The organism is Streptomyces doebereineriae, from assembly GCF_031845645.1.
GTDB classification, from domain to species: Bacteria; Actinomycetota; Actinomycetes; order Streptomycetales; family Streptomycetaceae; genus Streptomyces; species Streptomyces canus.
The window spans coordinates 690,244-716,712 of record NZ_JAVREZ010000004.1 but is presented as its reverse complement, the minus strand read 5'-3'; the positions used below and the strand labels follow the sequence as shown (position 1 = coordinate 716,712).

The following is a 26,469-nucleotide window of genomic DNA, read 5'->3' as shown; positions in this document are numbered from 1 at the left end:
CCCCCGGCCCCCACCCCCAAAGGCCTACCCAGGCGTGCGAAAAGCCCCTCTCGGTTCGATATTGGCCGGTAACGGATCAGTCTTGAGGAGGCACTCCATGCGTGGAGCCACGCACGCCAAATGGGCCGCTTGCGCGGCGGCGGTAGCCCTCGCGGCGGCGGCCTGCGGGGGTGAGGACAGCGGCAGCGACAGCGGCAGCAGTGACGGCGGCGCGGTGCTGAGCTCCTCCTGGGGCGACCCGCAGAACCCGTTGGAGCCGGCCAACACCAACGAGGTGCAGGGCGGCAAGGTCCTCGACATGATCTTCCGGAGCCTGAAGAAGTACAACCCGGAGACCGGCAAGGCCGAGGACATGCTCGCCCAGAAGATCGACACGAGCGACTCGCAGAACTTCACGATCACGGTCAAGAGCGGCTGGACCTTCAGCAACGGCGAGAAGGTCACCGCCAAGTCGTTCGTGGACGCCTGGAACTACGGGGCCTCCCTCAAGAACAACCAGAAGAACGCCTACTTCTTCGGCTACATCGACGGATACGACAAGACGCACCCGGAGGACGGCAGCAAGCAGAGCGCCGACACCCTCTCCGGACTGAAGGTCACCGGCGAGCAGACCTTCACCGTCAAGCTCAACCAGAAGTTCTCGACCTTCCCCGACACCCTCGGCTACCCCGCCTACGCCCCGCTCCCGCAGGCGTTCTTCAACGACCACGCGAGCTGGCTGCAGAAGCCCGTCGGGAACGGGCCGTACACCATCGACTCGTACACCAAGGGCTCGCAGATGGCCCTGAAGAAGTGGGACGCCTATCCCGGCCCGGACAAGGCCCAGAACGGCGGAGTCACCCTCAAGGTCTACACCGACAACAACACCGCCTACACCGACCTCCTGGCCGGCAACCTCGACCTGGTGGACGACGTCCCGGCCGCCCAGCTCAAGAACGCCAAGAACGACCTCGGCGACCGCTACATCAACACCCCGGCCGGCATCATCCAGACCCTCGCCTTCCCGTTCTACGACAAGAGGTGGAACACGGCCGGGATGGAGAAGGTCCGCACCGGCCTCTCCCGGGCGATCAACCGCGACCAGATCACCGAGACCATCTTCCAGAAGACCCGCACCCCCGCCACCGACTGGACCTCCCCGGTCCTCGGCAAGGAGGGCGGCTTCCAGGACGGACTGTGCGGGGACGCCTGCGACTACGACCCCGCCGCCGCCAAGAAGCTCATCGAGGACGGCGGCGGACTCCCCGGCGGTCAGATCAAGATCACGTACAACGCGGACACCGGCTCCCACAAGCAGTGGGTCGACGCCGTCTGCAACTCCATCAACAACGCGCTCGACAACGACAAGGCCTGCGTCGGCAACCCCGTCGGCACCTTCGCCGACTTCCGCAGCCAGATCACCGCGAAGAAGATGAGCGGCCCCTTCCGGGCCGGCTGGCAGATGGACTACCCGCTCATCCAGAACTTCCTCCAGCCGCTCTACTACACCAACGCCTCCTCCAACGACGGCAAGTGGTCCAACAAGGACTTCGACAAGCTCGTCAACGAGGCCAACGCCGAGACCGACACCACCAAGGCGGTGGAGAAGTTCCAGGAGGCCGAGAAGGTCGTACGGGACAACATGGCCGCCATCCCGCTCTGGTACCAGAACGGCAGCGCCGGTTACTCGGAGCGACTGTCGAACGTGAAGCTCAACCCGTTCAGCGTCCCCGTCTACAACGAGATCAAGGTCGGCTGACCCCGCCATGGGACGGTACGTCGTCCGGCGTCTGCTCCAGATGATCCCGGTGTTCATCGGGTCGACCCTGCTGATCTTCCTCATGGTGAACGTGATGGGCGACCCCATCGCGGGCCTGTGCGGCGACAAGCAGTGCGACGCGGCGACGTCCGCCCAGCTCAAGAAGGAGTTCGGCCTCGACAAGCCGGTCTGGCAGCAGTACCTGACCTACATGGGGCACGTCTTCACCGGCGACTTCGGCACCGCGTTCAACGGCCAGAAGGTCACCGAGCTGATGGCGACGGCGTTCCCCGTGACCATCCGGCTGACGATCGTCGCGATCCTCATCGAGATCGTCATCGGCATCACCCTGGGCGTGATCACCGGACTCAAGCGCGGCCGGCCCGTCGACACCTCGGTCCTCCTCCTCACCCTCGTCGTGATCTCCATCCCCACCTTCGTCACCGGTCTGCTGCTCCAGCTGCTCCTCGGCGTCGAGTGGGGCTGGATCAAGCCCTCGGTGTCCACGGAGGCCACCTTCGGCGAGCTGCTCGTGCCGGGCCTGGTCCTCGCGTCGGTGTCACTGGCGTACGTGACCCGGCTGACCCGCACGTCGATCGCGGAGAACCGGCGCTCGGACTACGTCCGTACGGCGGTGGCCAAGGGTCTGCCGAGACAGCGGATCATCGTGAGGCATCTGCTGCGCAACTCGCTCATCCCCGTGGTCACCTTCATCGGCACCGACATCGGCGCCCTGATGGGCGGCGCGATCGTCACCGAGCGCATCTTCAACATCCACGGCGTCGGCTACCAGCTCTACCAGGGCATCCTGCGCCAGAACACCCAGACCGTGGTCGGTTTCGTCACCGTGCTCGTCCTGGTCTTCCTGGTCGCCAACCTGCTCGTCGACCTCCTGTACGCCGTCCTCGACCCCAGGATCCGCTATGCCTGAATCCCAGGACCAAGAGGGTGCCATCGCCGGGACCGGAGCGGGCGGTGCGATGGATCTCGCGGTGAGTGAGGCGACCACCCTGGAGAAGGGCCCCGACGATACGACCCCTCTGGACAAACCCCGCTCGCTCTGGTCCGACGCCTGGCGAGACCTGCGCCGCAACCCCGTCTTCATCATCTCGGCCCTGGTGATCATCTTCCTGGTCGTCATCTCCCTGTGGCCCTCACTGATCACCTCGGGCAACCCCCTCAAGTGCGACCTCTCCAAGGCCCAGGAGGGCTCCCAGCCGGGCCATCCCTTCGGCTACGACGGCCAGGGCTGCGACGTCTACACGCGCACGGTGTACGGCGCCCGTACGTCGGTCACCGTGGGCGTCTGCGCCACGCTGGGCGTCGCGATCCTCGGGTCGGTCCTCGGCGGTCTCGCCGGGTTCTTCGGAGGCTTCTCGGACTCGATCCTGTCCCGCACCACCGACATCTTCTTCGCGATCCCGGTGGTCCTCGGCGGCCTGGTGCTCCTGTCGGTCGTCACGAGCAGCACGGTGTGGCCGGTCATCGGGTTCATGGTGCTGCTGGGCTGGCCGCAGATCTCCCGCATCGCGCGCGGCTCGGTCATCACCGCCAGACAGAACGACTATGTACAGGCGGCCAGGGCTCTCGGCGCCTCCAACTCCCGCCTGCTGCTGCGCCACATCGCCCCGAACGCCGTCGCCCCGGTGATCGTGGTCGCGACCATCGCGCTCGGCACCTACATCGCCCTGGAGGCGACCCTGTCGTACCTCGGCGTGGGCCTCAAACCCCCCACGGTCAGCTGGGGGATCGACATCTCCGCGGCCTCCGCCTACATCCGCAACGCCCCCCACATGCTCCTCTGGCCGGCCGGAGCCCTCGCGATCACGGTTCTCGCCTTCATCATGCTCGGCGACGCGGTCCGCGACGCCCTCGACCCGAAGCTGAGGTGAGCGGACGTGGTGCTGAGCGCGCGTGAGAGCAGCGGCAGTGCGGCGCGGCGAACCCCGCGCTCCTTCCGCCCGCACCACGTCGTCCTGCCCGGTGGCGCCGCATCAGACGCGCACCCCGAAGCCGAGGCAAGCGGCAGCGGCCCCCCGCGACCGCACCGCGCGGGCAGGTCGGGACCCGGTCGCGGCGTGGCGCGGTGCGGCTGCCGGAGTCGTCGTCGTCCCGCCACGCCTCTTCCGTCCCCGTTCCGTCCTGCGCGGCGCGACCCGCGACGCCCCGACCCGAAGCCGAGGTGAGTCGCCGTGCTGCTCGAAGTGCGTGATCTGCATGTGGAGTTCAGGACCAGGGACGGGGTCGCCAAGGCGGTCAACGGGGTCGACTACGGGGTGGACGAGGGCGAGACCCTCGCCGTGCTCGGGGAGTCGGGATCCGGGAAGTCGGTGACCGCGCAGGCGATCATGGGGATCCTCGACATTCCTCCGGGGAAGATCACCGGCGGCGAGATCGTCTTCCAGGGGCAGGACCTGCTGAAGCTGAAGGAGGAGGAGCGGCGCAAGGTCCGTGGTGCCCAGATGGCGATGATCTTCCAGGACGCACTGTCGTCGCTGAATCCCGTACTGAGCGTCGGGGACCAGCTCGGCGAGATGTTCGTCGTGCACCGCGGGATGTCGAAGAAGGACGCTCGGGCCAGGGCCGTCGAGCTGATGGACCGGGTGCGCATCCCGGCCGCCAAGGAGCGGGTGAGGGACTATCCGCACCAGTTCTCCGGCGGCATGCGCCAGCGCATCATGATCGCGATGGCGCTCGCCCTGGAGCCCGCGCTGATCATCGCCGACGAACCGACGACCGCGCTCGACGTCACCGTCCAGGCCCAGGTGATGGACCTGCTCGCCGAGCTCCAGCGCGAGTACAACATGGGGCTCATCCTGATCACCCACGACCTCGGTGTCGTCGCGGACGTGGCCGACCGGATCGCCGTCATGTACGCCGGACGGATCGTCGAGCAGGCCCCCGTCCACGACATCTACAAGGCGCCGGCCCACCCCTACACACGCGGACTCCTCGACTCCATCCCCCGTCTCGATCAGAAGGGGCAGGAGCTGTACGCCATCAAGGGACTGCCGCCCAACCTGATGCACATCCCGCCGGGTTGCGCGTTCAACCCCCGGTGCCCGATGGCCCGGGACGTCTGCCGCACGGACGTACCGCCTCTGTACGACGTCGACGACAGGCGGACGAGTGCCTGTCACTTCTGGACGGAGTGCCTCAATGGTTGAGCCGATCCTGGAAGTGGGTGGACTGGTCAAGCACTATCCCTTGACGCGGGGCATTCTGTTCAAGAAGCACGTCGGTGCCGTCAAGGCCGTCGACGGTGTGGACTTCGCCCTCGGCAAGGGAGAGACCCTCGGCATCGTCGGGGAGTCCGGCTGCGGCAAGTCGACCGTCGCCAAGATGCTCGTCCATCTCGAGCGGCCGACCGCGGGAGCCATCAAGTACAAGGGCGAGGACATCACCAAGCTCTCCGGCAAGGCGCTCAGGTCGGTCCGTCGCAACATCCAGATGGTCTTCCAGGACCCGTACACCTCGCTCAACCCCCGTATGACGGTCGGCGACATCATCGGGGAGCCGTACGACATCCACCCCGAGGTGGCTCCCAAGGGGGACCGGCGCAGAAAGGTCCAGGACCTGCTGGACGTCGTGGGCCTCAACCCCGAGTACATCAACCGCTATCCGCACCAGTTCTCCGGCGGTCAGCGCCAGCGCATCGGCATCGCGCGCGGACTGGCCCTGCGCCCGGAGGTCATCGTCGCCGACGAACCGGTCTCCGCCCTCGACGTCTCCGTCCAGGCCCAGGTGATCAACCTCCTCGACCGGCTCCAGAGCGAGTTCGAGCTGTCGTACCTCTTCATCGCGCACGACCTGTCGATCGTCCGGCACATCTCGGACCGGGTCGGGGTGATGTACCTCGGGCGGATCGTCGAGATCGGCCGGGACGCCGAGATCTACGACCATCCGACGCACCCCTACACCCAGGCGCTGCTGTCCGCCGTGCCGGTGCCCGACCCGGAGGCCCGCGAGCACCGGGAGCGGATCATCCTCACGGGTGACGTCCCGTCCCCGACGAACATCCCGTCCGGGTGCCGCTTCCGCACCCGCTGCTGGAAGGCCCAGGAGCGCTGCGCGCTGGAGGTCCCGGCACTGGCGGTGCCCGCGGAGTTCCGGTTCGCGGGCGGGCCGGCGGCACACGACTCGGCGTGCCACTTCGCGGAGGAGAAGCAGGTCGTCCCGACCGAGGAGCCGGAGTAACACGGAGGCAACTTGGCTGACCCGGTTCCGATATACGGACGCGTCAGTCTCTACGACGTACGGCCGTGCGGGTGCCGTAAGCGGGCCGGGACGCGCCATGTCGTCCCGGCCCGCTGCTGTTACTGCGCCATCCCCAACGACCGCTTCAGGAAGTCCAGCTGAAGCCGCAGCAGGTTCTCCGCGACCGTCTCCTGCGGGGTCATGTGGGTCACGCCGGACAGCGGCAGCACCTCGTGCGGGCGGCCGGCGGCCAGCAGGGCCGAGGACAGGCGCAGGGAGTGGGCGACCACCACGTTGTCGTCCGCGAGGCCGTGGATGATCATCATCGGGCGGTGCGGCTCGGCCGCATCGACCAGGCCCTCGTCGTGGACCAGCGAGTTGCGGCGGTAGACGGCCGGCTGCTCGTCCGGGTGGCCGAGGTAGCGCTCCTGGTAGTGGGTGTCGTACAGGCGCAGATCGCTGACTGGGGCGCCGACCACCGCCGCGTGGAAGACGTCGGGCCGGCGCAGCACCGCGAGGGCCGCCAGATAGCCGCCGAAGGACCAGCCGCGGATCCCGACCCGGGAGAGGTCGAGAGGGAAGTCCTCGGCGAGCGCCTGGAGCGCGTCGACCTGGTCCTGGAGGACGACCGCGGCGAGGTCGTCCCGGACCGCCTTCTCCCAGGCGGGGGAGCGTCCCGGGGTGCCCCGGCCGTCGGCCACGACCACCGCGAAGCCCTGGTCGGCGAACCACTGCGAGGTCAGGTGCGGATTGTGTGCGGCGACCACCCGCTGTCCGTGCGGACCCCCGTACGGGTCCAGCAAAACCGGAAGGGGGCTGTCACCGGCGTAGTCCTGCGGCATAAGCACGGCGCACGGGATCTTTCGTGCGCCCCCCTCGACGAGTGTCACGCGCGGGGTCAAACCGGGATCTTCTGCGTAAGAGGTGACAGTCGCCGTCTCCTTGCCGTCGCGCAGTACCCGCGCGCGGGCGCCCGGCCGGTCGAGGGCCGCCGACACCAGCACGGTCACACCCCCGGCGCGAACCGCCGAGTGCACGCCGGGATCCTGCGAGACGCGCTCCACCCCGAGCTCGTTCACCCGGTAGACGTGCACCTCGCCGGTCTCCGGCGACTCGGCCTCCGCACCGGCCGACGCCGAGACCAGCACGTCGTCCTCGGTCACGTCCAGCACCGCGCGGACGTGCAACTGCGGTCCGGTCAGCGGGCGTTCACCGACCGCGAGCACCCGCGCGCCACCCTCGTCGGCGATCCGCACGAGCTGTCCCGAAGGGCTCCAAGAGGGCACCCCGGGGAAAAGATCCAGCCAAATTGGATCTTCGTCCGCGTGCACCATCCGGGTCGCTCCGGACTCCGGGTTCACCGCGAGATACAGCTGACTGCGCTGGTCGCGCGCCTGTACGAGCAGCAGCGGAGCGCCCGCCGCTGACCAGTGCACATGGGCCAGATACGGATAGCGCCCCCGGTCCCAGGAGACCTCCGTGCGGGCCCCGTCCAGGGCCAGCACGAACAGCCGTACCTCCGCGTTGGAGGTGCCCGCGGCCGGGTACGGGACGTGGTGTGGCTCACGCTCCGGGTGGGCCGGGTCGGAGATCCACCAGCGCCGCACCGGCGTGTCGTCCACCCGCGCGACCAGCAGCCGGTCCGACTGCGGCGACCACCAGAAACCCCGTGACCGGCCCATCTCCTCGGCCGCGATGAACTCCGCGAGACCGTAGGTGACGTGGTCCGACTCCGGGACGGCGAGCGCCCGGTCCCCCTCGCCCTCGGCGCCCACGACCCTCAGGGCGCCCTGGGCGACGTACGCGATGTGCCGTCCGTCGGGGGCCGGGCGCGGGTCGATCACCGGTCCGGGGACGGGCAGTTCACGTGCCGTGCCGACGCGCAGCTCCGCCGTGAAAAGCCGCCCTGACAAGGCGAAAGAGGCCAACTCGACGGCTGCGTCGGTGGCGTGGCCGACGATGCCGGCACCGCCCTCGCGGCTGCGTTCGCGGCGCGCCCGCTCCTCGGTCGAGAGGTGCTCCTCGGCGCCGCCCAGGAGGGCGCGCGGGTCGGCCGCGACGCGCTCCCCACCGTCCGCCGTGTCGAGCACCCACAGTGAATTGGCCCTGTCCGTGCCGGAGTTCGAGCGCAGGAACACGACACGCGATCCGTCGGGCGCCACGGTGAACGCGCGCGGCGCGCCGAGCGTGAAGCGCTGGGTACGGGCGTGCCGGCGGGGAAAGGAGTCAGGCTCGGTCGTCATGCCCCGACCATATTGGCCATGCGCCCCCTTGTGCGGCCGTGCGCCGACGGATGCGCAGGCCCGGATAGTTATGATCACTACCGCATAGTGGGTATGAACCTGCTGGCCGACGTATGGATTTATCTGCCCCCCTGGTCCGACCCCCCGCGCTCTTGGGATCTTTGGAGGTGAGCCGCCGTGGCACTCTCGATTTCGGCGGTGGTGCTGCTGGCGATCATCGTCTTCTTGTTGGTCAAGAAGTCGGGACTGAAGGGCGGGCATGCCGTCGTGTGCATCCTGCTCGGCTTCTATCTCGCCGCCTCTTCGATCGCACCGACGATCAGTGAGCTGACGACCAACATCGCGGGCATGATCGGCAGTATCAAGTTCTGAGACCGGCTGAGCGGGACTGTCGGTGGCTCCTCGTAGGGTGGGGCCATGACGGAACAGCCCGCTCGGCGTCTTCTCCTGGTGCACGCGCACCCGGACGACGAGTCGATCAACAACGGCGCGACCATGGCCAGGTACGCGGCCGAGGGCGCGCGGGTGACCCTGGTCACCTGCACCCTCGGCGAGCGTGGCGAGGTCATCCCGCCGGAGCTCCGGCATCTGACCGGCGCCGGCCTCGCTCAGGAGCGTGAGCGCGAGCTGGCCGCGGCCATGGAGCGACTGGGCGTCGAGGACTTCGGTTTCCTCGGCGGCCGCGGCCGGTACCAGGACTCCGGGATGATGGGCACCGCCGACAACGACAACCCGCACTGCTTCTGGCGGGCCGACGTCGACGAGGCGGCCCGCCATCTCGTCGAAGTGATCCTGGAAGTGCGTCCCCAGGTCCTCGTCACCTACGACGACCACGGCGGATACGGCCACCCCGACCACATCCAGGCCCACCGGGTCGCCATGCGCGCGGTGGAGCTCGCCGCCGAGACGGGCTGGACGATCGAGAAGGTCTACTGGAACCGCGTACCCCGCGCGGTCGGCGAGCAGGCCTTCGCCCGGCTCCACGACGACCTGCCCGGCCTCCCCTTCACCAAGGCCGCCGTCCTCGACGACGTACCGGGTGTGGTGGACGACCTACGCATCACCACGGAGATCGACGGCACGGCGTACGCCGCCGCCAAGAGCGCCGCGATGGCCGCGCACGCCACCCAGATCGACGTCTCCGGGGCGTACTTCGCGCTCTCGAACGAACTCGCGCAACCCCTCTTCACCACCGAGTACTACCAATTGGTGAGAGGGGAACACGGGGAGAACAAGGAGACCGACCTGTTCTCCGGGATCGAGGGCACGTCATGAGCGACCGCACGTCGATGCTGGCCCAGCCCCTGCAGCGCCCCTCCGCCGGACGGGCCGCCGCCTACCTCGGTCTTTTCGTGCTCGGCGCGGTCGTGGGGCTCGCCGGAGCGCTGGTGCAGGGGGGCTGGTTCCCCGGCGGACTGCTGCTCGCGCTGCTCGGCGAGGCCGGACTGCTGCTCGGCGGAGCGCGCGCCGCCGGCAGCCGCGCCGGAGCCGTCGCGCCCGCGGGCGGCTGGATGCTCGCCGTCATCTTTCTCACCGCCAGCCGTCCGGAAGGCGACTTCGTCTTCGCCGCAGGAAGCGGCTCCTATCTCTTCCTGCTCGGTGGCATGGCTGTGGCTGTGATCTGCGCCACCCTTGGGGGAGGGCGGCAACCGGGCGGCGACCCCGTCCGACTTGGCAAGTGACGTACCACTTCTCCGCATCGCGCGCGTGCGAGTCCCGTGTGGGTTTCCTCAGCGGTCGTGGGATACAGGCCAGAAGTGGCCAGTATGGTGGTGCGCGCCGCCGAGCCGCCCGAAGCACTGAGGTCGAAACGGGCGGTGGAGCCAACCAGGAGAACCTGCCTTGAGTCGTGAAACTGACAGTCCGTCCTCCGGGCCCAACGGGCGCGGCGGAGCCGCCTACCCCTCGGGCACGCCGCCGTACGGGACGCCCCAGGTGTCCGACGGCGGTCCGGACGCGGGCCGTTCGGCCGCGCAGCCGGAGGAACGCAAGACCGAGACCACGCTGACGACCCGGATCCGGATCAACATCCCCGGATCGCGGCCCATTCCGCCGGTCGTCGTGCGTCAGCCCGTCGGCGAGACGGAGAACTCCGGCGACAGAGGCCCGGACTCCCAGGCGTCGGCGCCGAGTCCCTCCTCGACCACGGGCACGGTCGAACTGCCCGCCGACCCCGCGCCGCCCGCCGCGGAGGAGAAGGCGAGCGACTGGTTCGCGCCCCGCAAGTCCGGGCCCGCCAAGGGTGGTCCGGGCGAGGGTGCCACCAACGGGGCGGGTCTGCCCGGCGGTTCGAGTGCGGGTGTGCCTGGTGCCGGTGCGCCGGGTGGTGCGGGCCCGGGTGCCGGTGCGTCCGGTCCCCGTCACGGTGGCTCGAGCGCGGCCGGGTCCGGCGGTGCGCGTCACGGGGCCGGTCGCCCCGGTGGTGTGGTCGGTTCCATGAGCGTGCCCGGCGGTTCCCGCTCCGGCGGGACGAACGGCGCCGGGCTCACGGGCGCCACCGGCGGCCCGGTGGCCCCCGGCCACGGCGGCGGCACAGGCTCCTTCGACGTCACCGAGGCCCTGAACGCCGGCCCGCGCGGCACCGAACCCCGCCGCGACGACCTCCCGTACTTCGCGGAGAACGGCAACGGCTCCGGCGGCCCGAACGGCGAGAACGGCCAGGGCGGGTACGGCGGCCATGACGGCCCGAACGGTCAGGCTGGGTTCGACGGCCAGAACGGCCAGAACGGCCAGAACGGCCAGAACGGCCAGAACGGCCAGGGCGGGTTCGGCGGCCCCGGCGGCCCGAACGGTCAGAGTGGCTTCGGCACGCAGGGTGGCCCAGGCGGCGGCCCCGGCGGGCAGAACGGCCAGATCGACTACGGCGGTCAGGGCGGCCAGATCGACTACGGCGGTGGCTTCGGCGGACCCCAGGGCCCCGCGGGCCCGACCGGCGGCCCGGTCACCGGCGACGGCCCGGTCGTGCCGCCCGCCGGACCGGACCCCTTCGCCGGGGCCGAGTCCTTCGGCGGCGAGTCCTTCAACGGTTCCGACGGCTTCGGCGGTCAGGGCGCACCCGGTGGCCCGGGCGGTCCGGGTGGCGCACGCGGTCCCGGCGGCCCTGGCGCTTCCCGCGGTCCGGGCGGCACTCGCGGTCCCGGCGCCCCGGGCGCTCCCGGCGGCCCCGGAATCTCCGGCGGGCTCGCCGGCCCCGGCACCCCGGGCATCTCCGGCGGTCAGGCCGGTCAGGGCGGCCCCGGCACCCTCGGTCGCCCGGGCGGCCCCGGCGCCCCCACCCCCGGTGGTGTCCCCGGCGCGGGCCTCGGCCCCGGTGGCGGTCTGAGCGACGACACCGCGATCCTCACCCCGCAGAAGCCGGCCCCCGGACCGGGTGCCCCCGGCTTCGGCAACCCCGACAACGTCTCCGGGCACACCGTCACCAGCGGCATCCCGGTCGTGCCGCCCGGCGCCCAGAACGCCCCCTTCGGGCCGGGCGCCGACGGCCGTACGCCTCCGAAGCTGCCCGACACCGCGTCGCAGGAAGCCCCGGCCGCCGCGCCGAAGAAGAAGAAAAAGAAGGGCCGCAGCAAGCTGGCCCTGCTCGGCGGCACCGTGGTCCTCGTCGGCGTCGGTGCCTACGGTGCCGGTCTCCTGATGAACCGGTCCGACGTGCCCAAGGGCACCACCGTGCTCGGCGTGGACATCGGCGGCGGCACCCGCGACGACGCCGTCAAGAAGCTCGACGACGCCCTCGGTGACCGGGTGAACGAGGCCCTGAAGCTGTCGGTCGGCGGCGACACCGTCTCGCTCAAGCCGGACCAGGCGGGGCTCCAGCTCGACGACCAGGCCACGGTCGCCGCGGCCGCGAAGAGCGACTACAACCCCATCTCCGTCATCGGCTCCCTCTTCGGCAACCACCGGGTCGTCGACCCGGTCATGCCGGTCGACGAGGAGAAGCTCCAGGCCGCCCTGGAGGACGCCTCGGGCGGCGCCGGTTCGGCGACCGACGGCACGATCAAGTTCGAGAACGGCAAGGCCGTCGCCGTCTACGGCAAGGCCGGCAAGGGCATCGACGTGGCCCGGTCGACCACCGCGGTCGAGGACGCGTACCGCACCCAGGTGGAGACCGGCACGGCCGGCTCGGTCACGCTGCCGACGACCACCAAGGAGCCGTCGGTCTCGAACGCCGAGGTCGACCGGATGATGAAGGAGTTCGCGGAGCCCGCGATGTCCCAGCGCGTCACGATCCGGACCGACGCGACGCACAGCATCGACTTCGGCGCGCTGTCCCTGCCGAAGATCCTCGGCTTCAAGGCGGTCGATGGCAAGCTCGTGGAGACGTACAACCTCGAAGCGCTCAAGGAGGCGTACGGCGCCACCTTCGTCGGTGTGAAGATCAACGGCGCGAGCGGCAAGCGCGACGTCCTGCCGCAGGATGTCGCCTCCGCGCTGGGCAAGGCGCTGCGCGGCAAGACGGCGGCCGATCGCGTCGTGGTCATCGACACCGACCCGAGCTGACCGACCCGCGAAAACCGCACCGGAGTGCCGCCCGACATGACATCTGTCATGCGGCACTCCGGACGGCCGACACTGCCCGCGGCCGCACCCGCGCAGCCACCATGGCCGTATGACAACGACAGCCCCGGTGGTCGCGTTCGACCAGGTGAGCAAGGCGTACGGCGAGGTACGAGCCGTGGACGGACTGACTCTGACCCTGCGGCCGGGGGAGACCGTGGCGCTGCTCGGCCCCAACGGCGCCGGCAAGTCGACCTCCCTCGACCTGCTGCTCGGCCTCAAGCAGCCCGACAGCGGCAGCGTCCGGCTCTTCGGCACCACCCCGCGTGAGGCGATCGTCGCCGGACGCGTGGGCGCGATGCTGCAGAGCGGCGGGCTGATGGACGAGGTCACGGTCGCCGAGCTGGTACGGCTCGCCTGCGACCTGCATCCCAAGCCGTACAAGGCGAACGACGTCCTCGCCCGCGCCGGTATCGCCCAGATCGCCGAGCGCAAGGTCAACAAGCTCTCCGGCGGCCAGGCCCAGCGCGTCCGCTTCGCCCTCGCGACCGCGGGCGACAGCGACCTGATCGTCCTCGACGAACCCACGACCGGCATGGACGTCACCACCCGGCAGGCCTTCTGGGCCACCATGCGCGAACAGGCCGACCAGGGCCGTACGGTCCTCTTCGCCACCCACTACCTCGAAGAGGCCGACGCCATCGCCGACCGGGTGCTGGTGCTGCACCGGGGCCGCCTGCTGGCCGACGGCACGGCCGCCGAGATCAAGGCCAAGGCAGGCGCCCGCAGGATCGCCTTCGACCTGGAGGGCACGATCGACGAGGCGCCCCTGCGCGGTCTGCCGTTCCTCACCTCCGTCACTGTGTCGAAAAGCGGCTCCGCCGCGGGCAGCGGCCAGACGATCCGCATCCAGTCCACCGACGCCGACGCGACCGTCCACGCCCTCTACGGCCTCGGCGTCTACCCCCGCAATCTCGAAGTCGCCGGGCTCGGTCTGGAGCAGGCCTTCGTCGCCATCACCGCCGCCGAGGAGGCGAAGTCGAAGTGAACAGCCTCATCAAGCTGGAACTCACCCGCGCCCTGCGCAACCGCAAGTTCCTGTTCTTCTCGGTGATGTACCCGTCGCTGCTGTTCCTGATCATCGCGGGCAACGCCGACAGCACGACGAAGGTCGACGGCACGGGCCTGACCCTGCCGACCTACATGATGGTCTCGATGGCCTCCTTCGGCGCCCTGACCGCCGTTCTGATGGGCAACAGCGAGCGCATCGCCAAGGAGCGGGAGGGCGGCTGGGTACGGCAGTTGAGACTGACCCCGCTGCCGGGACGCGGCTATGTGTTCGCGAAGACGGCGAGCGCGGCCGTGGTGAGCCTGCCCTCGATCGTGGTCGTGTTCGTCGTCGCCGCGCTCGTGAAGGACGTACGCCTGGACGCCTGGCAGTGGCTCGCGCTCACCGGCGCGATCTGGGCCGGAAGCCTCGTCTTCGCCGCGCTCGGCGTGGCCATCGGCTACCTCGCCACCGGCGACGCGGTCCGCCCGATCACGATGATCACCTACTTCGGACTGTCGATGCTGGGCGGCCTGTGGATGCCGACGACGACCTTCCCGCAGTGGCTCCAGGACATAGCCAAGTGGCTGCCCACGCACGCGTACGCTGCCCTCGGGCAGGCCATCGAACAGAGCCGCGCCCCGCACGCACAGGACATCGCCGTCCTGGCCGTCTCCTTCGTCCTGTTCGCGGGCGGAGCGGCCTGGCTGTACCGGAAGGACACGTTGAAGGCGTGAGCGGCACCGGCGTCGGGATCGGGCAGCGCCCGGAGACCCGCAAGCAGACGATGGTCAAGTTGCTGTGGACGGGCATCTGGCTGGTCTATCTGAGCGCACCCGTCTCGGACCTCCTGCACGGCGGCCACGGGGTCGTGGCCGTCGTCCTCGGCTGGCTCGGCCTCGCGGTCTTCGTCGCCTGGTACCTGGCCCTGCTGTTCCGGACCGGCCGCCGCAACGCCCAAAGCTTCGTGCTCGTCTCCCTCGCGGTCCTCTCGGTCGAGTCGACCCTGCTCGTCCTCACCCTGGGCCGCGAGTGGCTCGTCCTCTTCGTGTACGTGTCGATCGCGTCCGGCGCGGCCCTGCCGCTGCGGCTCGCCCGCTGGACCATCCCGGCCGCGTCCGCCCTGATGGCGAGCCTCGCCCTGGTCGTCGCCGACGGCACGGACTACATCGGCGCCCTCCTCATCCCGGCGCTGCTCGGCGGCTTCGCGATGACCGGCGTACGCGAACTCGTCCGTACGACCATCGAGTTGCGGGAGGCCAGGGCGCGGGTCGCCCAGCTCGCCGCCAACGAGGAACGTCTTCGCCTGGCCAGGGACCTGCACGACCTCCTCGGCCACTCCCTGTCCCTCATCACCCTGAAGAGCGAACTGGCGGGCCGGATGCTCCCCGCCCACCCCGACAAGGCGGCCCAGCAGGTCGCCGACATCGAACAGGTCAGCCGCCAGGCCCTGGTGGACGTCCGCGAGGCGGTCACCGGTTACCGGCGCGCCCGCCTGGCCGCGGAACTCGCGGGCGCCCAGGTCGCGTTGACGGCCGCGGGAGTCAGCGCCGCGCTGCCCGCCGAACCCGACCTCACCGGCGTCCCCGAGGAGAGCGAGTCGGCCCTGGCCTGGGCGCTGCGCGAGGCGGTCACCAATGTCGTACGGCACAGCGGCGCCCGCGGCTGCACGGTGGAGCTGCTGCACCGCCAGACCCTCGACGGGCCGAGGCTCGAACTCACCGTGGAGGACGACGGCTCGGGCGACGCGGGCAACGGTCCGGGCAACGGCCTGACCGGTCTCACCGAGCGCCTGGAGAAGGCAGGCGGCACCCTGGAGGCCGACGGCACCCGGCACGGCTTCCGCCTGGTCGCCCGGGTGCCCGCCGGTTCCGCGGCCGACGTAGGATCCGCCACATGACGAGCCGCACGATCAAGGTCCTGCTCGCCGAGGACCAGTCGATGGTCCGCGAGGCCCTGGCCGCCCTGCTCGGCCTGGAGGACGACATCGAGGTCGTCGCCCAAGTGGCCCGCGGCGACGAGGTCCTGGCGGCGGCCCGCGCCCACGACATCGACGTGGCCCTCATGGACATCGAGATGCCGGGCGCGACGGGCATAGAGGCGGCGGCTCAACTCCACAAGGAACTCCCGTCGGTGAAGCTCGTGATCCTCACGACCTTCGGCCGCCCCGGCTATCTCCGCAGCGCGATGGAATCGGGCGCCGACGCCTTCCTCGTCAAGGACGCCCCCGCCTCCCAACTGGCTCAGGCGGTACGCAAGGTACTGGCGGGGGAGCGGGTCATCGACCCCACCCTGGCGGCAGCGGCGCTGGCGGAGGGCGCGAACCCGCTGACGGACAGGGAGCGAGAGGTCCTCCGAGCGGCGGCCGACGGCTCCACGAACGCGGAGTTGGCGCAGACCCTCCACCTGTCCCAGGGCACGGTCCGCAACTACCTCTCCACGGCCATCCAGAAGCTGGCGGTACGGAACCGGGCCGAGGCAGTCCGGATCGCGAGGGAGAAGGGCTGGCTGTAACGCCCTAGTTCAACATCGCGCGTGCGGCGTGAGCCTGCTGCCGCACGCGCGCCGCCGCCGGCTCGTCGACGGCCGCCACCACCTCGGCGTACGCGTCCAACTCGACGGCTCCCTGTACGAAGTCCCCCCGCTGCACGAACAACTGGGCCCGTTCGTACCGCAGTCGGGCCGGGTGGGACGGCAGCAGCAGCGACAGCTCCACGGCCCACAGGGCCACGTCCGACCGTTCGGGCCTGGCCGCGGCCCACGCCCGGACGTTGTTCAGGATCCGCTGTACGACGTCCAGCGGATCCGCCGGACTCAGCATCGACGGATCCAGCGAACTCCCCGTCGCCCCGGCGACCAGCAACTCCGCGTCGCCGCCGCTCAACACCCGCCCCCCGTCGAACGGATCGGCCAGCACCTGCTCCTCCGTCGGCCCGAACCCGACCACGAAATGCCCCGGCAGCGCCACCCCGTACACCGGAGCCCCCGCCCGCCGGGCCACCTCCATCCACACCACGGACAGCAGGATCGGCAGCCCCCTGCGCCGCCGTAGCACCTCGTGCAGCAGCGAGGACTCCAGCCGCTGGTAGTCCGCCGGCGCGCCACGAAACCCGCAGCGGTCCCCGAGGAGCTCCCGCAGTGACACCGCCCACGACCGCGGCCCACCCGGCCGGAACGGCAACTGCCCGGCCAGCCGGTCGAGTTCGATCTGGGCCGCGTCGATGCCGGTCTCGTCGAGCTCCCCGTCCGCCTGCGCCCCGACGAGCAGACACAGCGCGGACAGATCCGGCCGCTCGGACCGCGCCTCATCGGCGAACCGCCTGCGGATCTCGGCGGAACGTTCGGGCGGTGGCGGAAACGGGGGACGCATAGCTGGCTCGTGCCCTTTCACGGCGATCGCTACTACCGCGCCTCGCCGGAGACGTCCGGCTCGCGGTAGTGGTGGTAGGCATGGTGCGCGGCGAACCCCATGCCGTCGTACAGGGCCCGCGCACCGGTGTTGTCCGACTCGACCTGGAGCCACGCGGCCGACGCCCCCTCGTCGAGCGCCCGCCGGGCCAGCGCCGCCATCACGGTCGAGGCCAGCCCCCGTCGCCGTAGCGAAGGATCCACCTCGACCGCGGCGAACCCGGCCCACCGCCCGTCGACGACACACCGCCCGATCGCGGCCGGCGCGTCCTCACCGGGGACGGTGGCGAACCACACCGACGGCCCGCTCCTCAGCACCCGCAGCGCGACCTCGCTCACCCCCTTGCGCTGATAGCGCGCCAGCCAGTCCGCGTCGGCCTCCCGGGACAGCACGACACCCGAAGTCTCGCGGTCGGCGACCGGCGCCAGCGCCCCGGTCCACAGCTCCGCCGTCACCTCCCGTGTCCACCCCCGCGCCTCCAGCTCCGCGCACAGCGCCTCCTGGGTGCCCGCGGCGCCGGTCGCGGTCTGTATGTACGCCGGCAGACCGCGGTCGCCGTACCACCGTCGTACGGCGGTCAGGGCCTCGTCGAGCGGCAGGCCGGGGTCGCCGAGCGGGAGGACGGAGTTCGCGCGGCGGGTGAACCCGGAGGCGGCCCGCAGCTCCCACTCGCCGAGCCGCTCGCTCTCCACCGGCCGCCAGCCGCGCGCGGTGATCCGGGCCAGTTCCTCGTACGAGGCGGCCGGGCCCCGGCGGCGGGCCGGTTCGGCGGGGACGACCTTGCCCGCCACCAGCGCGGATTCCGGAATGCGGACGCGCTCGCCGTCCCGGCGCGTGATCATCAGCACACCGTCGTCCCATGATGTGAGAACACCCACCGTGTCGGTGAAGTTCTGCCCCGGCCCGCCGGTTTCGTCCAGGCGCCGCACGGATACCCGTTTGCCCACGTCAGCTGCGGAGATACGGACGACGAGACGCCCCCCGGCGGAGATTTCCACAGGTCAGTTCACCCCTCCTGTTCGGATCATGCCCAAGAACGGAGATACTAGGGGCGGGCATCGACGACGCCGCGCTCCCGCGCGCGAGGCGGCGGAGCCTGAGGAGGCCCGCCAGCATGGAGGAGGAACGACAGCGTGACCTACGTCATCGCGCAGCCTTGTGTCGACGTGAAGGACAAGGCCTGCATCGAGGAGTGCCCGGTCGACTGCATCTACGAGGGCTCCCGGTCCTTGTACATCCACCCGGACGAATGCGTCGACTGTGGTGCATGTGAGCCGGTCTGCCCGGTCGAGGCGATCTTCTACGAGGACGACACTCCGGACGAGTGGAAGGACTACTACAAGGCGAACGTCGAGTTCTTCGACGAGCTCGGCTCGCCCGGCGGCGCCAGCAAGCTGGGTCTGATCGAGCGGGACCACCCGTTCATCGCCGCGCTGCCGCCGCAGGCATAGTCATCCGCATCAGCGGCCCGCACTTCGTGCCGCCTCGGTCCCGTACGGCCTGATCACGGCCGTGCGGGGCCGAGGCGTTTGCCGTACGACCCGAAAGTGAGCCCGAAAGCCGTGTCCGCAGTCTCCGACCGCCTTCCCACCTTCCCCTGGGACAAGCTGGAGCCGTACAAGAAGACGGCGGCCGCGCACCCCGGAGGCATCGTCGACCTGTCGGTCGGCACCCCCGTCGACCCGGTCCCCGATCTCGTCCAGAAGGCCCTGATCGACGCGGCGGACTCCCCGGGCTACCCGACGGTCTGGGGCACCCCGGCGCTGCGTGACGCGATCACCGGCTGGGTCGAGCGGCGCCTGGGCGCCCGCGAGGTCACCCACCGCCACGTCCTGCCGATCGTCGGCTCCAAGGAACTCGTCGCCTGGCTCCCCACCCAGCTGGGCCTCGGCCCGGGCGACCGGGTCGCGTACCCGCGCCTGGCCTACCCGACGTACGAGGTCGGCGCGCGCCTCGCCCGCGCCGGCCACGAGGTCTACGACGACCCCACCGAGCTGGACCCGGCGGGCCTGAAGCTCCTGTGGCTCAACTCCCCGTCGAACCCGACCGGCAAGGTGCTGTCGAAGGAGGAGCTGACGAGGATCGTCGCCTGGGCCCGGTCCCACGGCATCCTGGTCTTCTCCGACGAGTGCTACCTGGAGCTCGGCTGGGAGGCGGACCCGGTCTCGGTCCTGCACCCGGACGTCAACGGCGGCTCCTACGACGGCCTCGTGGCCGTGCACTCGCTGTCGAAGCGGTCCAACCTCGCGGGCTACCGCGCGGCCTTCCTGGCGGGCGACCCGGCCGTCCTGGCGCCCCTCCTGGAGATCCGCAAGCACGGCGGCATGATGACTCCGGCGCCGACCCAGGCCGCGGTGGTGGCGGCCCTGGGCGACGACACCCACGTCCACGAACAGCGCGAGCGCTACCTGGCCCGCCGCACCCTGCTGCGCGAGGCACTGCGGTCCCACGGCTTCCGTATCGAGCACAGTGAGGCCAGCCTCTACCTCTGGGCCACGCGGGACGAGTCCTGCTGGTCGACCGTCGCCCACCTGGCCGACCTGGGCATCCTGGTGGCCCCGGGCGACTTCTACGGCGAGGCGGGCGAGAAGTTCGTACGCGTAGCGCTGACGGCGACGGACGAGCGGGTGCGGTCGGCGGTCGAGCGCCTGGCGTAGACGCGCGGGCATACGGCGAAGGGGTCCGGGATGGTGTTCCCGGACCCCTTCGCCGTATGCGCGAGGTACTAGCCGAGCGGAAGGCCCTTCACCGGCAGGGTGCCCGCCGCCGGCACGCCGCCCTTGGCGAGGGAGCCGGCCGGCAGGCCGCCCTTCGTCGCGCCGGACGCGGTCTCCCCGAGGAGGCCCCCGGCGGAACCGGCGGCCTCGCCCGCCGCCTTCTGCGCGACCGGTGCCACCTTCTTCACGGCCTTGCCCGCGGTCGGCACCGCCTTCTCGACCGTCTTGCCACCGGTCTTGGCCGCGGTCCCGGTCAGGTTCTGCGCCGCGCCGTCCACCGTGTTGCCGACGTTCGCCCCGTCCAGAGCGGTCAGCCCACCGAGGTTCGGGGTGGCCGTCGGCTGCGCGGGGGCCGCACTGGCGGCGCCGGCCGCACCGACCCCGGCTGCCGCTCCCGCAGCCACGAGCAGCGCGGCACGGGCGATCCTGCGGGTCAGGGGGAGGGACATGTTGCTCCTTCGACGGAGGAAAACGTTGCTTAGGACGCCGTGACTACCGCTCGAAGCCGTCGAAGGTTGCGGAGGGCCAACGTAAAGAGTTGGCAATGCGTCGCATTATCACCTACGGATAAAAACGGGCAAAAGGCTTCCGGTCTGAAAGTCTGCCGAATCGTTGCAGCCCTTTGAACTCAAGGGTTTTTGCGGATACGGGGGTGACGTGACGAAAACCTGCGCACACCCGCTCCGACAGTGGGCGCACATGACCCTTCCAGGTGATCTTCCGAACTACCGTCCCGTCAGTATCCGCACCGCGCCCGTGCCGCCCTCGCCGGCCGCCGTACGCCACTCGCTGTCCGTGTTCCCGGCCGTCCACTGCCGCCCGGCGTACGAGACGCGCTCGATGCGCAGCGCGGAGGAGTTGGCGACGGCCCAGTGGGCGAGCTGCCAGCCGCGTTCCCTGATACTGCGGTCGGAGCCCGGGCCGGTGTTCTCCCGCACGGGCAGGGTCACGGTGCGCCCGTCGCCCGAGGTGGGGGTCGGGCTCGGCGAGGCCTTGCCGCCCACCTCCGCGGCGGTCGTCTCCAGGGCGTCCCGCCCGAAGTCCCGTACGAGAGCCGACCGCACCGCGTCCGGGCCCGTGGCGGTGGCCTGGACGGCCTGTGTGGAGTCCTGGCGCCCGTCACAGGTCAGGGTGGCCGCGGAGGTGCCGGTCAGGGCGGCGGCGAGCAAGGTGGCGTCCGGCTCGTGCTTGGCGTACGCCTCCGGATACCCGCTGCGCTGCACACGCTGGGCGGCGACGGTCAGCGGGAGGTCCTGGTAGCCCCGCACCTTGACCAGGTGCTTGTAGAACTCGCCCGCCGCGTACGTCGGGTCCAGGATCTCCTGCGGGGTTCCCCAGCCCTGCGAGGGCCGCTGCTGGAACAGCCCGAGCGAGTCACGGTCGCCGTGCTGGATGTTGCGCAGCCCCGACTCCTGGAGCGCGGTGGCGAGCGCGATCGCCACGGCCCGCTCCGGCAGCCCGCGCCCGGTGCCGACGGCGGTGATCGTCGCCGCGTTCACCGCCTGCTCGGGCGTGAACTCGTACGACGGTCCGACGGCACTGCCCGAGACGACTCTGCAGCGCGGCCCGTCGGTGCCTCCGGTGACGTACTGCACCACGAGGTAACCGGCGACCGCGCACAGGACCACGAGGGCCGCCCCGAAGCGGAGGAGGCGGCCACGGCGCTTGCGAGTAGGGGGCAACGGCTCTGGCATCCGGACAAGATACTGGAGAGTACTGAGACACCCGCGCCGGATGTGGACAGTGGGCGCGAACAGCGGGGCGTTAGGGTCGGGAGCATGGCCGACACCCCTCTTGACCTTTCGCTGGACGCAGCTCAGCTCACCGCGCAGCTCGTCGACTTCCCCTCCGAGAGCGGCACCGAGAAGCCTCTGGCGGACGCGATCGAGACCGCCCTGCTCGCCCTGCCGCACCTGACGGTCGCCCGCCACGGCAACAACGTCGTCGCCCGCACGAACCTCGGCCGTCCGGAACGCGTCATCCTCGCCGGCCACATCGACACGGTCCCCATCGCGGGCAACGTCCCCTCCCGCCTCGACGACGAGGGCTACCTGTGGGGCTGCGGCACCTGCGACATGAAGTCCGGGGTCGCGGTCCAGCTGCGGATCGCGGCGACGGTCCCCGAGCCCAACCGCGACCTCACCTTCATCTTCTACGACAACGAAGAGGTCGCGGCACACCTCAACGGCCTGGGACATGTGGCCGAGGCCCACCCCGAGTGGCTGGAGGGCGACTTCGCGGTCCTCCTGGAGCCGACGGACAACCAGGTCGAGGGCGGCTGCCAGGGAACTCTGCGGGTGCTGCTGACGTTCAAGGGAGAGCGTGCGCACTCCGCGCGCGCGTGGATGGGCTCCAACGCGATCCACAAGGCCGCTCCCGCCCTCGCGAAGCTGGCGGCCTACGAGCCGCGCAAGCCGGTGGTGGACGGTCTCGAGTTCCACGAGGGTCTCAACGCGGTGCGGGTGGAGGGCGGTGTGGCCACGAACGTCATCCCCGACTCCTGCACGCTGACGGTCAACTTCCGTTACGCCCCGGACCGCAGCGAGGCCGAGGCGGAGTCTTTCGTGCGGGACTTCTTCGCGGACTGCGGGGTCGACGAGTTCACCGTCGACGACCACACCGGCGGTGCCCGCCCCGGCCTCACCCACCCCGTCGCCCAGGCCTTCATGGCGGCGGTCGGGGGCGTCGCCCGCCCCAAGTTCGGCTGGACGGACGTGTCCCGCTTCAGCGCGCTCGGCGTGCCCGCGGTGAACTACAGCCCCGGTCAGCCGCTGCTGGCGCACAAGGTGGACGAGCGGGTGAAGGTGTCGCTGATCCCGGAGGCGGAGGAGAAGCTGAGGGCATGGCTGACGTCGTAGATGACGCGTCTCGCCGGGTTCCGCCCGGTGGCGCTTCATGGCGGACACGCGTACGTCCCCCCTCCGTAACCCGCGTAGATCTACGCTGAGACGGAAAAACCAGGCAAGCGGAGGGAGCGCACATGGCTACCGGGAACCCCGAGGGCAAGAAGCAGCCGCCGGAGGAGCAGCGCCTGGGACCTGTCCTCCGCAGGCGGGGACAGGTCACGGCGAGCACGACCGACCAGCGACTGCTGGACGCGGGCGGTCCCTCGGACTGGGTCCACACCGACCCCTGGCGCGTTCTGCGCATCCAGTCGGAGTTCATCGAGGGCTTCGGCACGCTCGCCGAACTCCCGCCCGCGATCAGCGTGTTCGGCTCCGCGCGGACGCCTGCGGACTCCCCGGAGTACGAGGCGGGCGTGCGGCTCGGCCGGGGCCTGGTGGAGGCCGGCTTCGCCGTCATCACCGGCGGCGGCCCCGGCGCCATGGAGGCGGCCAACAAGGGTGCCTGCGAGGCGAACGGCACCTCCGTCGGCCTCGGCATCGAGCTCCCCTTCGAGCAGGGGCTCAACCCCTACGTCGACATCGGCCTCAACTTCCGCTACTTCTTCGTCCGCAAGATGATGTTCGTGAAGTACGCGCAGGGTTTCGTGGTCCTGCCGGGCGGACTCGGCACCCTGGACGAGCTGTTCGAGGCGTTGACGCTGGTCCAGACCCAGAAGGTCACCCGCTTCCCGATCGTGCTCTTCGGCAGCGAGTACTGGGGCGGACTCGTCGACTGGCTCAGGAACACCCTGATCGCCCAGGGCAAGGCGTCGGAGAAGGACCTGCTGCTGTTCCACATGACGGACGACGTGGACGAGGCGGTGGCGTTGGTGTCCAAGGAGGCGGGTCGGTAGTCCCTGTGGGCTCGGAACGCCGGAGGGGCTGGGAAATCAGCCCCTCCGGCCTTTGAGGAGTGGGTGCGGAAGAACCCCTACGCCAGCCCTCGACGCGCGACCGCAGGAGGCCGGTGCCCCGCGATCGACGCCACCATGTCCAGCACCTGCCGGGTCTCGGCGACCTCGTGCACCCGGTACACCTGCGCCCCCAGCCAGGCCGACACCGCGGTGGTCGCCAGCGTCCCGACCAACCGCTCCTTCACCGGCTGGTCCAGGGTCTCGCCCACGAAGTCCTTGTTGGACAGGGACACCAGCACGGGCCACCCCGTCCCGACCATCTCCCCGAGCCGCCGGGTCGCCTCGAGACTGTGCCGCGTGTTCTTCCCGAAGTCGTGCCCGGGATCGATCATCACGGACTCCCGGGGCACCCCCAGAGCCACCGCCCGCTCGGCGAGACCCACGGTCACCCGCAGAATGTCGGCCATGACGTCGTCGTACGTCACCCGGTGCGGCCGCGTACGCGGCTCGGCGCCCCCGGCGTGCGTGCACACCAGCCCCACCCGGTACCGCGCGGCGACCTCGGCGAGCCCCGGATCGACCCCGCCCCACGCGTCGTTGAGCAGGTCCGCCCCCGCCTCGCAGACGGCCTCACCGACGGACGCCCGCCAGGTGTCGACGCTGATGATCACGTCGGGGAACCGCCGCCGCACCTCCGCCACGAACCCGACGGTCCGCCGCGCCTCCTCCGTCGCGGAGACCTCTTCCCCGGGCCCTGCCTTGACCCCGCCGACATCGATGATGGCGGCACCTTCGGCCACCGCCTGCTCCACGCGCGCGAGGGCGGGCTCGTCGAGGAACGTGGCTCCCCGGTCGTAGAAGGAGTCGGGGGTCCGGTTCACGATCGCCATGATCACCGGCTCGTGCGCGTCGAATTCACGCCTGCCCAGCCTGAGCATCGCCTGTGACCTCACTTCGTGCGTCTGTGTGTTCGGAGTCTGCGGCCGCCTGCGACCCTAACTGTCAGACTCGCATGGCACGATCGGACCCTGACACATTCGACGCCGGCGGCCGGCCGCCGGCAGGGACCATGGGGACCTCAGCGATGGTTATGTTCTTGTTCCTGGTCATCGCGCTCGCGGTCGTGGTCGCCGCGGTGACGCTCGCCGTCGTGGGCGGCGGGGAGAGCGACGGGCCGCTGCCGGACGTCACCCCCGAGCGGCTCCAGGACCCGCTGCCGCCGGACCGACCGGTGAACCGCGCGGACATCGACAGCCTGCGCTTCCCGCTGACCGCCCGCGGCTACCGCATGGCTGACGTCGACGACGCGCTCAGCCGCCTCGGCGCTGAGCTCGCCGAGCGGGACGCCCGGATCGCCGACCTGGAGTCCGCGCTGGCCGGGGCCCGCGCCGCGGCCCATGTCTCCATGGAGAAGCCTGAGCACGGCCACGGGGAGCAGCGGTGAGCGACAGTGCTGCCCTGGCCGGACCGGACGGCGCGCCGCGCTGCCCCTGGGCCCTGTCCACGCCGGACTACGTGACGTACCACGACGAGGAGTGGGGCCGCCCGGTCCACGGCGACGACGCCCTGTACGAACGCCTCAGCCTGGAGGCCTTCCAGTCCGGCCTGTCCTGGATCACGATCCTGCGCCGCCGCGAGGGCTTCCGCGCCGCCTTCGCAGGCTTCGAGATCGCCAAGGTGGCCGCGTTCGGCGAGGCCGACCGCGACCGCCTGCTGCTCGACCCGGGAATCATCCGCAACCGCGCCAAGATCGACGCGACGATGGCCAACGCGCGCGTGCTGGCCGAGTGGGCCCCGGGCGAGCTGGACGAGCTGATCTGGTCCCATGTGCCGGCTTCTCATGCGATCCCCAGGACCCTGGGAGACGTCCCGGCGGTGACTCCGGAGTCGACAGCCCTGTCGAAGGCATTGAAGAAGCGCGGCCTGCGCTTCGTGGGCCCGACGACGGCGTACGCGCTGATGCAGGCCTGCGGCCTGGTCGACGACCACTTGGAATCGTGCGTGGCGAGACGCGTTTAGGGGCCCACCCCGCGACGGCGGGTCACCGCCCCAGATACTCCGGCGTCTCCTTGTTCACGAACGCCCGCACGGCAATCGCATGGTCCTCGGACGCCCCGGCCCGCCCCTGCAGCTCGTCCTCCTTCTCCAGCGTCTCCGCCAGAGAGTGCGACAGCGCGTACGCGAGCGACTCCTTGATCGCCCCGTACGCCACCGTCGGCCCCGAGGCCAACGCCCGCGCCACCTTCTCCGCCTCCGCGGGCAGCTCGGTCGACGGCACGAGACGGTTCACGATGCCCAGCTCGTACGCGTCCTGCGCCGAGACGGTCCGAGGAAAGAGCAGCAGATCCGCGGCCCTGCCCGGCCCGACCACCCGCGGCAGCGTCCACGAGATGCCGGAGTCCGCGGTCAGCGCGACTCCCGCGAAGGACGTGTTGAAGGCGGCGGTGTCCGCCACCACCCGGTAGTCCGCGGCCAGCGCGAGCCCGAAGCCGGCCCCGGCAGCGACCCCGTTCACCCCGGCGACCACGGGCTTGCGCATCTCCGTAAGCGCTCGCACCACGGGGTTGTAGTGCTCCTTGACCGTGCTCATCACGACGTCGGACCCCTGCATCAGCAGCCCGATGTGCTCCTTGAGGTCCTGCCCCACGCAGAACGCCCGCTCCCCGGCGGCGGTGAGCAGCACGGCCCGTACGGCGTCGTCCGAGGCCGCCGACTCCACGGCCTCCCGCAGCGCGACCTTCGTGGCGACGTTCAGCGCGTTCATCGCCTCCGGCCGGTTCAGCGTGATCGTCGCGAGCCCGTCGTGCACCTCGTAGAGCACGGTGTCGGCCATGGCGTATCCCCTCCGGTGTGTCCGCTGCATCCGATGTCCGAGGGACAGCAT

General features: G+C 70.7%; 26 protein-coding genes. 19 read left to right on the top strand and 7 right to left on the bottom strand.

Going from position 1 to position 26,469, the window contains the following annotated elements:
• Positions 1-97 precede the first annotated feature (97 nt).
• The 5 genes from RNB18_RS16210 to RNB18_RS16190 all read left to right on the top strand — a co-directional run bounded on the left by RNB18_RS16210 (position 98) and on the right by RNB18_RS16190 (position 5,935).
• Complete coding sequence (locus RNB18_RS16210; RefSeq protein ID WP_311714754.1) at positions 98-1,738, top strand: peptide ABC transporter substrate-binding protein; 1,641 nt, start codon at positions 98-100, stop codon at positions 1,736-1,738.
• A 7-nt stretch (positions 1,739-1,745) separates the two neighbouring features.
• Positions 1,746-2,669, top strand: coding sequence for an ABC transporter permease (locus RNB18_RS16205; protein ID WP_311714753.1), 924 nt, complete (start codon positions 1,746-1,748; stop codon positions 2,667-2,669).
• Entirely contained in the window at positions 2,662-3,630 is a 969-nt protein-coding gene (locus tag RNB18_RS16200) for an ABC transporter permease (RefSeq protein ID WP_311714752.1), read from the top strand. Before RNB18_RS16205 ends, RNB18_RS16200 begins: the two co-directional genes overlap by 8 nt.
• Before the next feature lie 300 nt (positions 3,631-3,930).
• Positions 3,931-4,905: an ABC transporter ATP-binding protein gene (locus RNB18_RS16195; protein ID WP_311714751.1), complete on the top strand. Its 975-nt coding sequence runs from the start codon at positions 3,931-3,933 to the stop codon at positions 4,903-4,905.
• The gene (locus RNB18_RS16190; protein WP_311714750.1) at positions 4,898-5,935 is read left to right on the top strand and encodes an ABC transporter ATP-binding protein; all 1,038 of its coding nucleotides are present in this window, start codon (positions 4,898-4,900) and stop codon (positions 5,933-5,935) included. Before RNB18_RS16195 ends, RNB18_RS16190 begins: the two co-directional genes overlap by 8 nt.
• A 119-nt stretch (positions 5,936-6,054) precedes the next feature.
• Here the strand turns inward: RNB18_RS16190 and RNB18_RS16185 are convergent, their stop codons facing one another.
• A complete protein-coding gene (locus RNB18_RS16185; RefSeq protein WP_311714749.1) occupies positions 6,055-8,178 on the bottom strand; it encodes a S9 family peptidase in 2,124 nt (707 codons plus the stop codon).
• Between the two features lie 177 nt (positions 8,179-8,355).
• Here RNB18_RS16185 and RNB18_RS16180 point away from each other — a divergent pair, with 177 nt between their 5' ends.
• From RNB18_RS16180 to RNB18_RS16145, 8 genes are all read left to right on the top strand, one after another.
• Positions 8,356-8,550, top strand: coding sequence for a hypothetical protein (locus tag RNB18_RS16180; RefSeq protein ID WP_007384493.1), 195 nt, complete (start codon positions 8,356-8,358; stop codon positions 8,548-8,550).
• A gap of 45 nt (positions 8,551-8,595) precedes the next feature.
• Positions 8,596-9,453: an N-acetyl-1-D-myo-inositol-2-amino-2-deoxy-alpha-D-glucopyranoside deacetylase gene (gene mshB, locus RNB18_RS16175; protein ID WP_311714748.1), complete on the top strand. Its 858-nt coding sequence runs from the start codon at positions 8,596-8,598 to the stop codon at positions 9,451-9,453.
• Positions 9,450-9,860 carry a DUF6113 family protein gene (locus tag RNB18_RS16170; RefSeq protein WP_311714747.1) on the top strand — a complete coding sequence of 137 codons (411 nt, stop codon included), beginning with the start codon at positions 9,450-9,452 and terminating at the stop codon, positions 9,858-9,860. The genes mshB and RNB18_RS16170 overlap by 4 nt, the downstream gene beginning before the upstream one ends.
• Positions 9,861-10,020: 160 nt before the next feature.
• Entirely contained in the window at positions 10,021-12,675 is a 2,655-nt protein-coding gene (locus RNB18_RS16165) for a hypothetical protein (protein ID WP_311714746.1), read from the top strand.
• 109 nt (positions 12,676-12,784) lie between these two features.
• The gene (locus RNB18_RS16160) at positions 12,785-13,720 is read left to right on the top strand and encodes an ABC transporter ATP-binding protein (protein WP_311714745.1); all 936 of its coding nucleotides are present in this window, start codon (positions 12,785-12,787) and stop codon (positions 13,718-13,720) included.
• On the top strand, positions 13,717-14,457 hold the full coding sequence (locus tag RNB18_RS16155) for an ABC transporter permease (RefSeq protein WP_311714744.1): 741 nt from the start codon (positions 13,717-13,719) through the stop codon (positions 14,455-14,457). The genes RNB18_RS16160 and RNB18_RS16155 overlap by 4 nt, the downstream gene beginning before the upstream one ends.
• Positions 14,454-15,620: a sensor histidine kinase gene (locus RNB18_RS16150; RefSeq protein WP_311714743.1), complete on the top strand. Its 1,167-nt coding sequence runs from the start codon at positions 14,454-14,456 to the stop codon at positions 15,618-15,620. Before RNB18_RS16155 ends, RNB18_RS16150 begins: the two co-directional genes overlap by 4 nt.
• Positions 15,617-16,234 carry a response regulator transcription factor gene (locus tag RNB18_RS16145; RefSeq protein ID WP_306976755.1) on the top strand — a complete coding sequence of 206 codons (618 nt, stop codon included), beginning with the start codon at positions 15,617-15,619 and terminating at the stop codon, positions 16,232-16,234. The genes RNB18_RS16150 and RNB18_RS16145 overlap by 4 nt, the downstream gene beginning before the upstream one ends.
• Before the next feature lie 4 nt (positions 16,235-16,238).
• Here the strand turns inward: RNB18_RS16145 and RNB18_RS16140 are convergent, their stop codons facing one another.
• Positions 16,239-17,090: a transglutaminase-like domain-containing protein gene (locus RNB18_RS16140; protein ID WP_311714742.1), complete on the bottom strand. Its 852-nt coding sequence runs from the start codon at positions 17,088-17,090 to the stop codon at positions 16,239-16,241.
• 32 nt (positions 17,091-17,122) lie between these two features.
• Entirely contained in the window at positions 17,123-18,127 is a 1,005-nt protein-coding gene (locus RNB18_RS16135) for a GNAT family N-acetyltransferase (protein ID WP_311714741.1), read from the bottom strand.
• 135 nt (positions 18,128-18,262) lie between these two features.
• On the opposite strand from RNB18_RS16135, the gene fdxA reads away from it, so the two are divergent.
• Both fdxA and RNB18_RS16125 read left to right on the top strand, forming a co-directional pair.
• Entirely contained in the window at positions 18,263-18,580 is a 318-nt protein-coding gene (gene fdxA / locus RNB18_RS16130; RefSeq protein ID WP_007384503.1) for a ferredoxin, read from the top strand.
• A 111-nt stretch (positions 18,581-18,691) separates the two neighbouring features.
• Positions 18,692-19,786 (top strand): bifunctional succinyldiaminopimelate transaminase/glutamate-prephenate aminotransferase, encoded by a 1,095-nt coding sequence (locus RNB18_RS16125; protein ID WP_311714740.1) that lies wholly within the window; start codon positions 18,692-18,694, stop codon positions 19,784-19,786.
• 68 nt (positions 19,787-19,854) lie between these two features.
• On the opposite strand, the gene RNB18_RS16120 is transcribed toward RNB18_RS16125, so the two are convergent.
• Both RNB18_RS16120 and RNB18_RS16115 read right to left on the bottom strand, forming a co-directional pair.
• On the bottom strand, positions 19,855-20,295 hold the full coding sequence (locus RNB18_RS16120; RefSeq protein ID WP_311714739.1) for an ATP-binding protein: 441 nt from the start codon (positions 20,293-20,295) through the stop codon (positions 19,855-19,857).
• Between the two features lie 276 nt (positions 20,296-20,571).
• The gene (locus RNB18_RS16115; RefSeq protein WP_311714738.1) at positions 20,572-21,540 is read right to left on the bottom strand and encodes a heavy metal transporter; all 969 of its coding nucleotides are present in this window, start codon (positions 21,538-21,540) and stop codon (positions 20,572-20,574) included.
• An 84-nt stretch (positions 21,541-21,624) separates the two neighbouring features.
• Between RNB18_RS16115 and dapE the strand changes: the two genes are divergently transcribed.
• The gene (dapE, locus tag RNB18_RS16110) at positions 21,625-22,704 is read left to right on the top strand and encodes a succinyl-diaminopimelate desuccinylase (protein WP_311714737.1); all 1,080 of its coding nucleotides are present in this window, start codon (positions 21,625-21,627) and stop codon (positions 22,702-22,704) included.
• A 122-nt stretch (positions 22,705-22,826) separates the two neighbouring features.
• Positions 22,827-23,585, top strand: coding sequence for an LOG family protein (locus RNB18_RS16105; protein ID WP_311714736.1), 759 nt, complete (start codon positions 22,827-22,829; stop codon positions 23,583-23,585).
• A gap of 77 nt (positions 23,586-23,662) precedes the next feature.
• Here the strand turns inward: RNB18_RS16105 and folP are convergent, their stop codons facing one another.
• Entirely contained in the window at positions 23,663-24,523 is an 861-nt protein-coding gene (gene folP, locus RNB18_RS16100) for a dihydropteroate synthase (protein WP_311714735.1), read from the bottom strand.
• Between the two features lie 146 nt (positions 24,524-24,669).
• On the opposite strand from folP, the gene RNB18_RS16095 reads away from it, so the two are divergent.
• Entirely contained in the window at positions 24,670-25,029 is a 360-nt protein-coding gene (locus tag RNB18_RS16095) for a DivIVA domain-containing protein (protein ID WP_079077092.1), read from the top strand.
• Positions 25,026-25,604 carry a DNA-3-methyladenine glycosylase I gene (locus RNB18_RS16090; protein ID WP_311714734.1) on the top strand — a complete coding sequence of 193 codons (579 nt, stop codon included), beginning with the start codon at positions 25,026-25,028 and terminating at the stop codon, positions 25,602-25,604. The genes RNB18_RS16095 and RNB18_RS16090 overlap by 4 nt, the downstream gene beginning before the upstream one ends.
• Positions 25,605-25,626: 22 nt before the next feature.
• Here the strand turns inward: RNB18_RS16090 and chcB are convergent, their stop codons facing one another.
• Positions 25,627-26,418, bottom strand: a complete 792-nt coding sequence (gene chcB, locus RNB18_RS16085; RefSeq protein ID WP_266559842.1) for a 2-cyclohexenylcarbonyl CoA isomerase — start codon at positions 26,416-26,418, stop codon at positions 25,627-25,629.
• Positions 26,419-26,469: the final 51 nt, after the last annotated feature.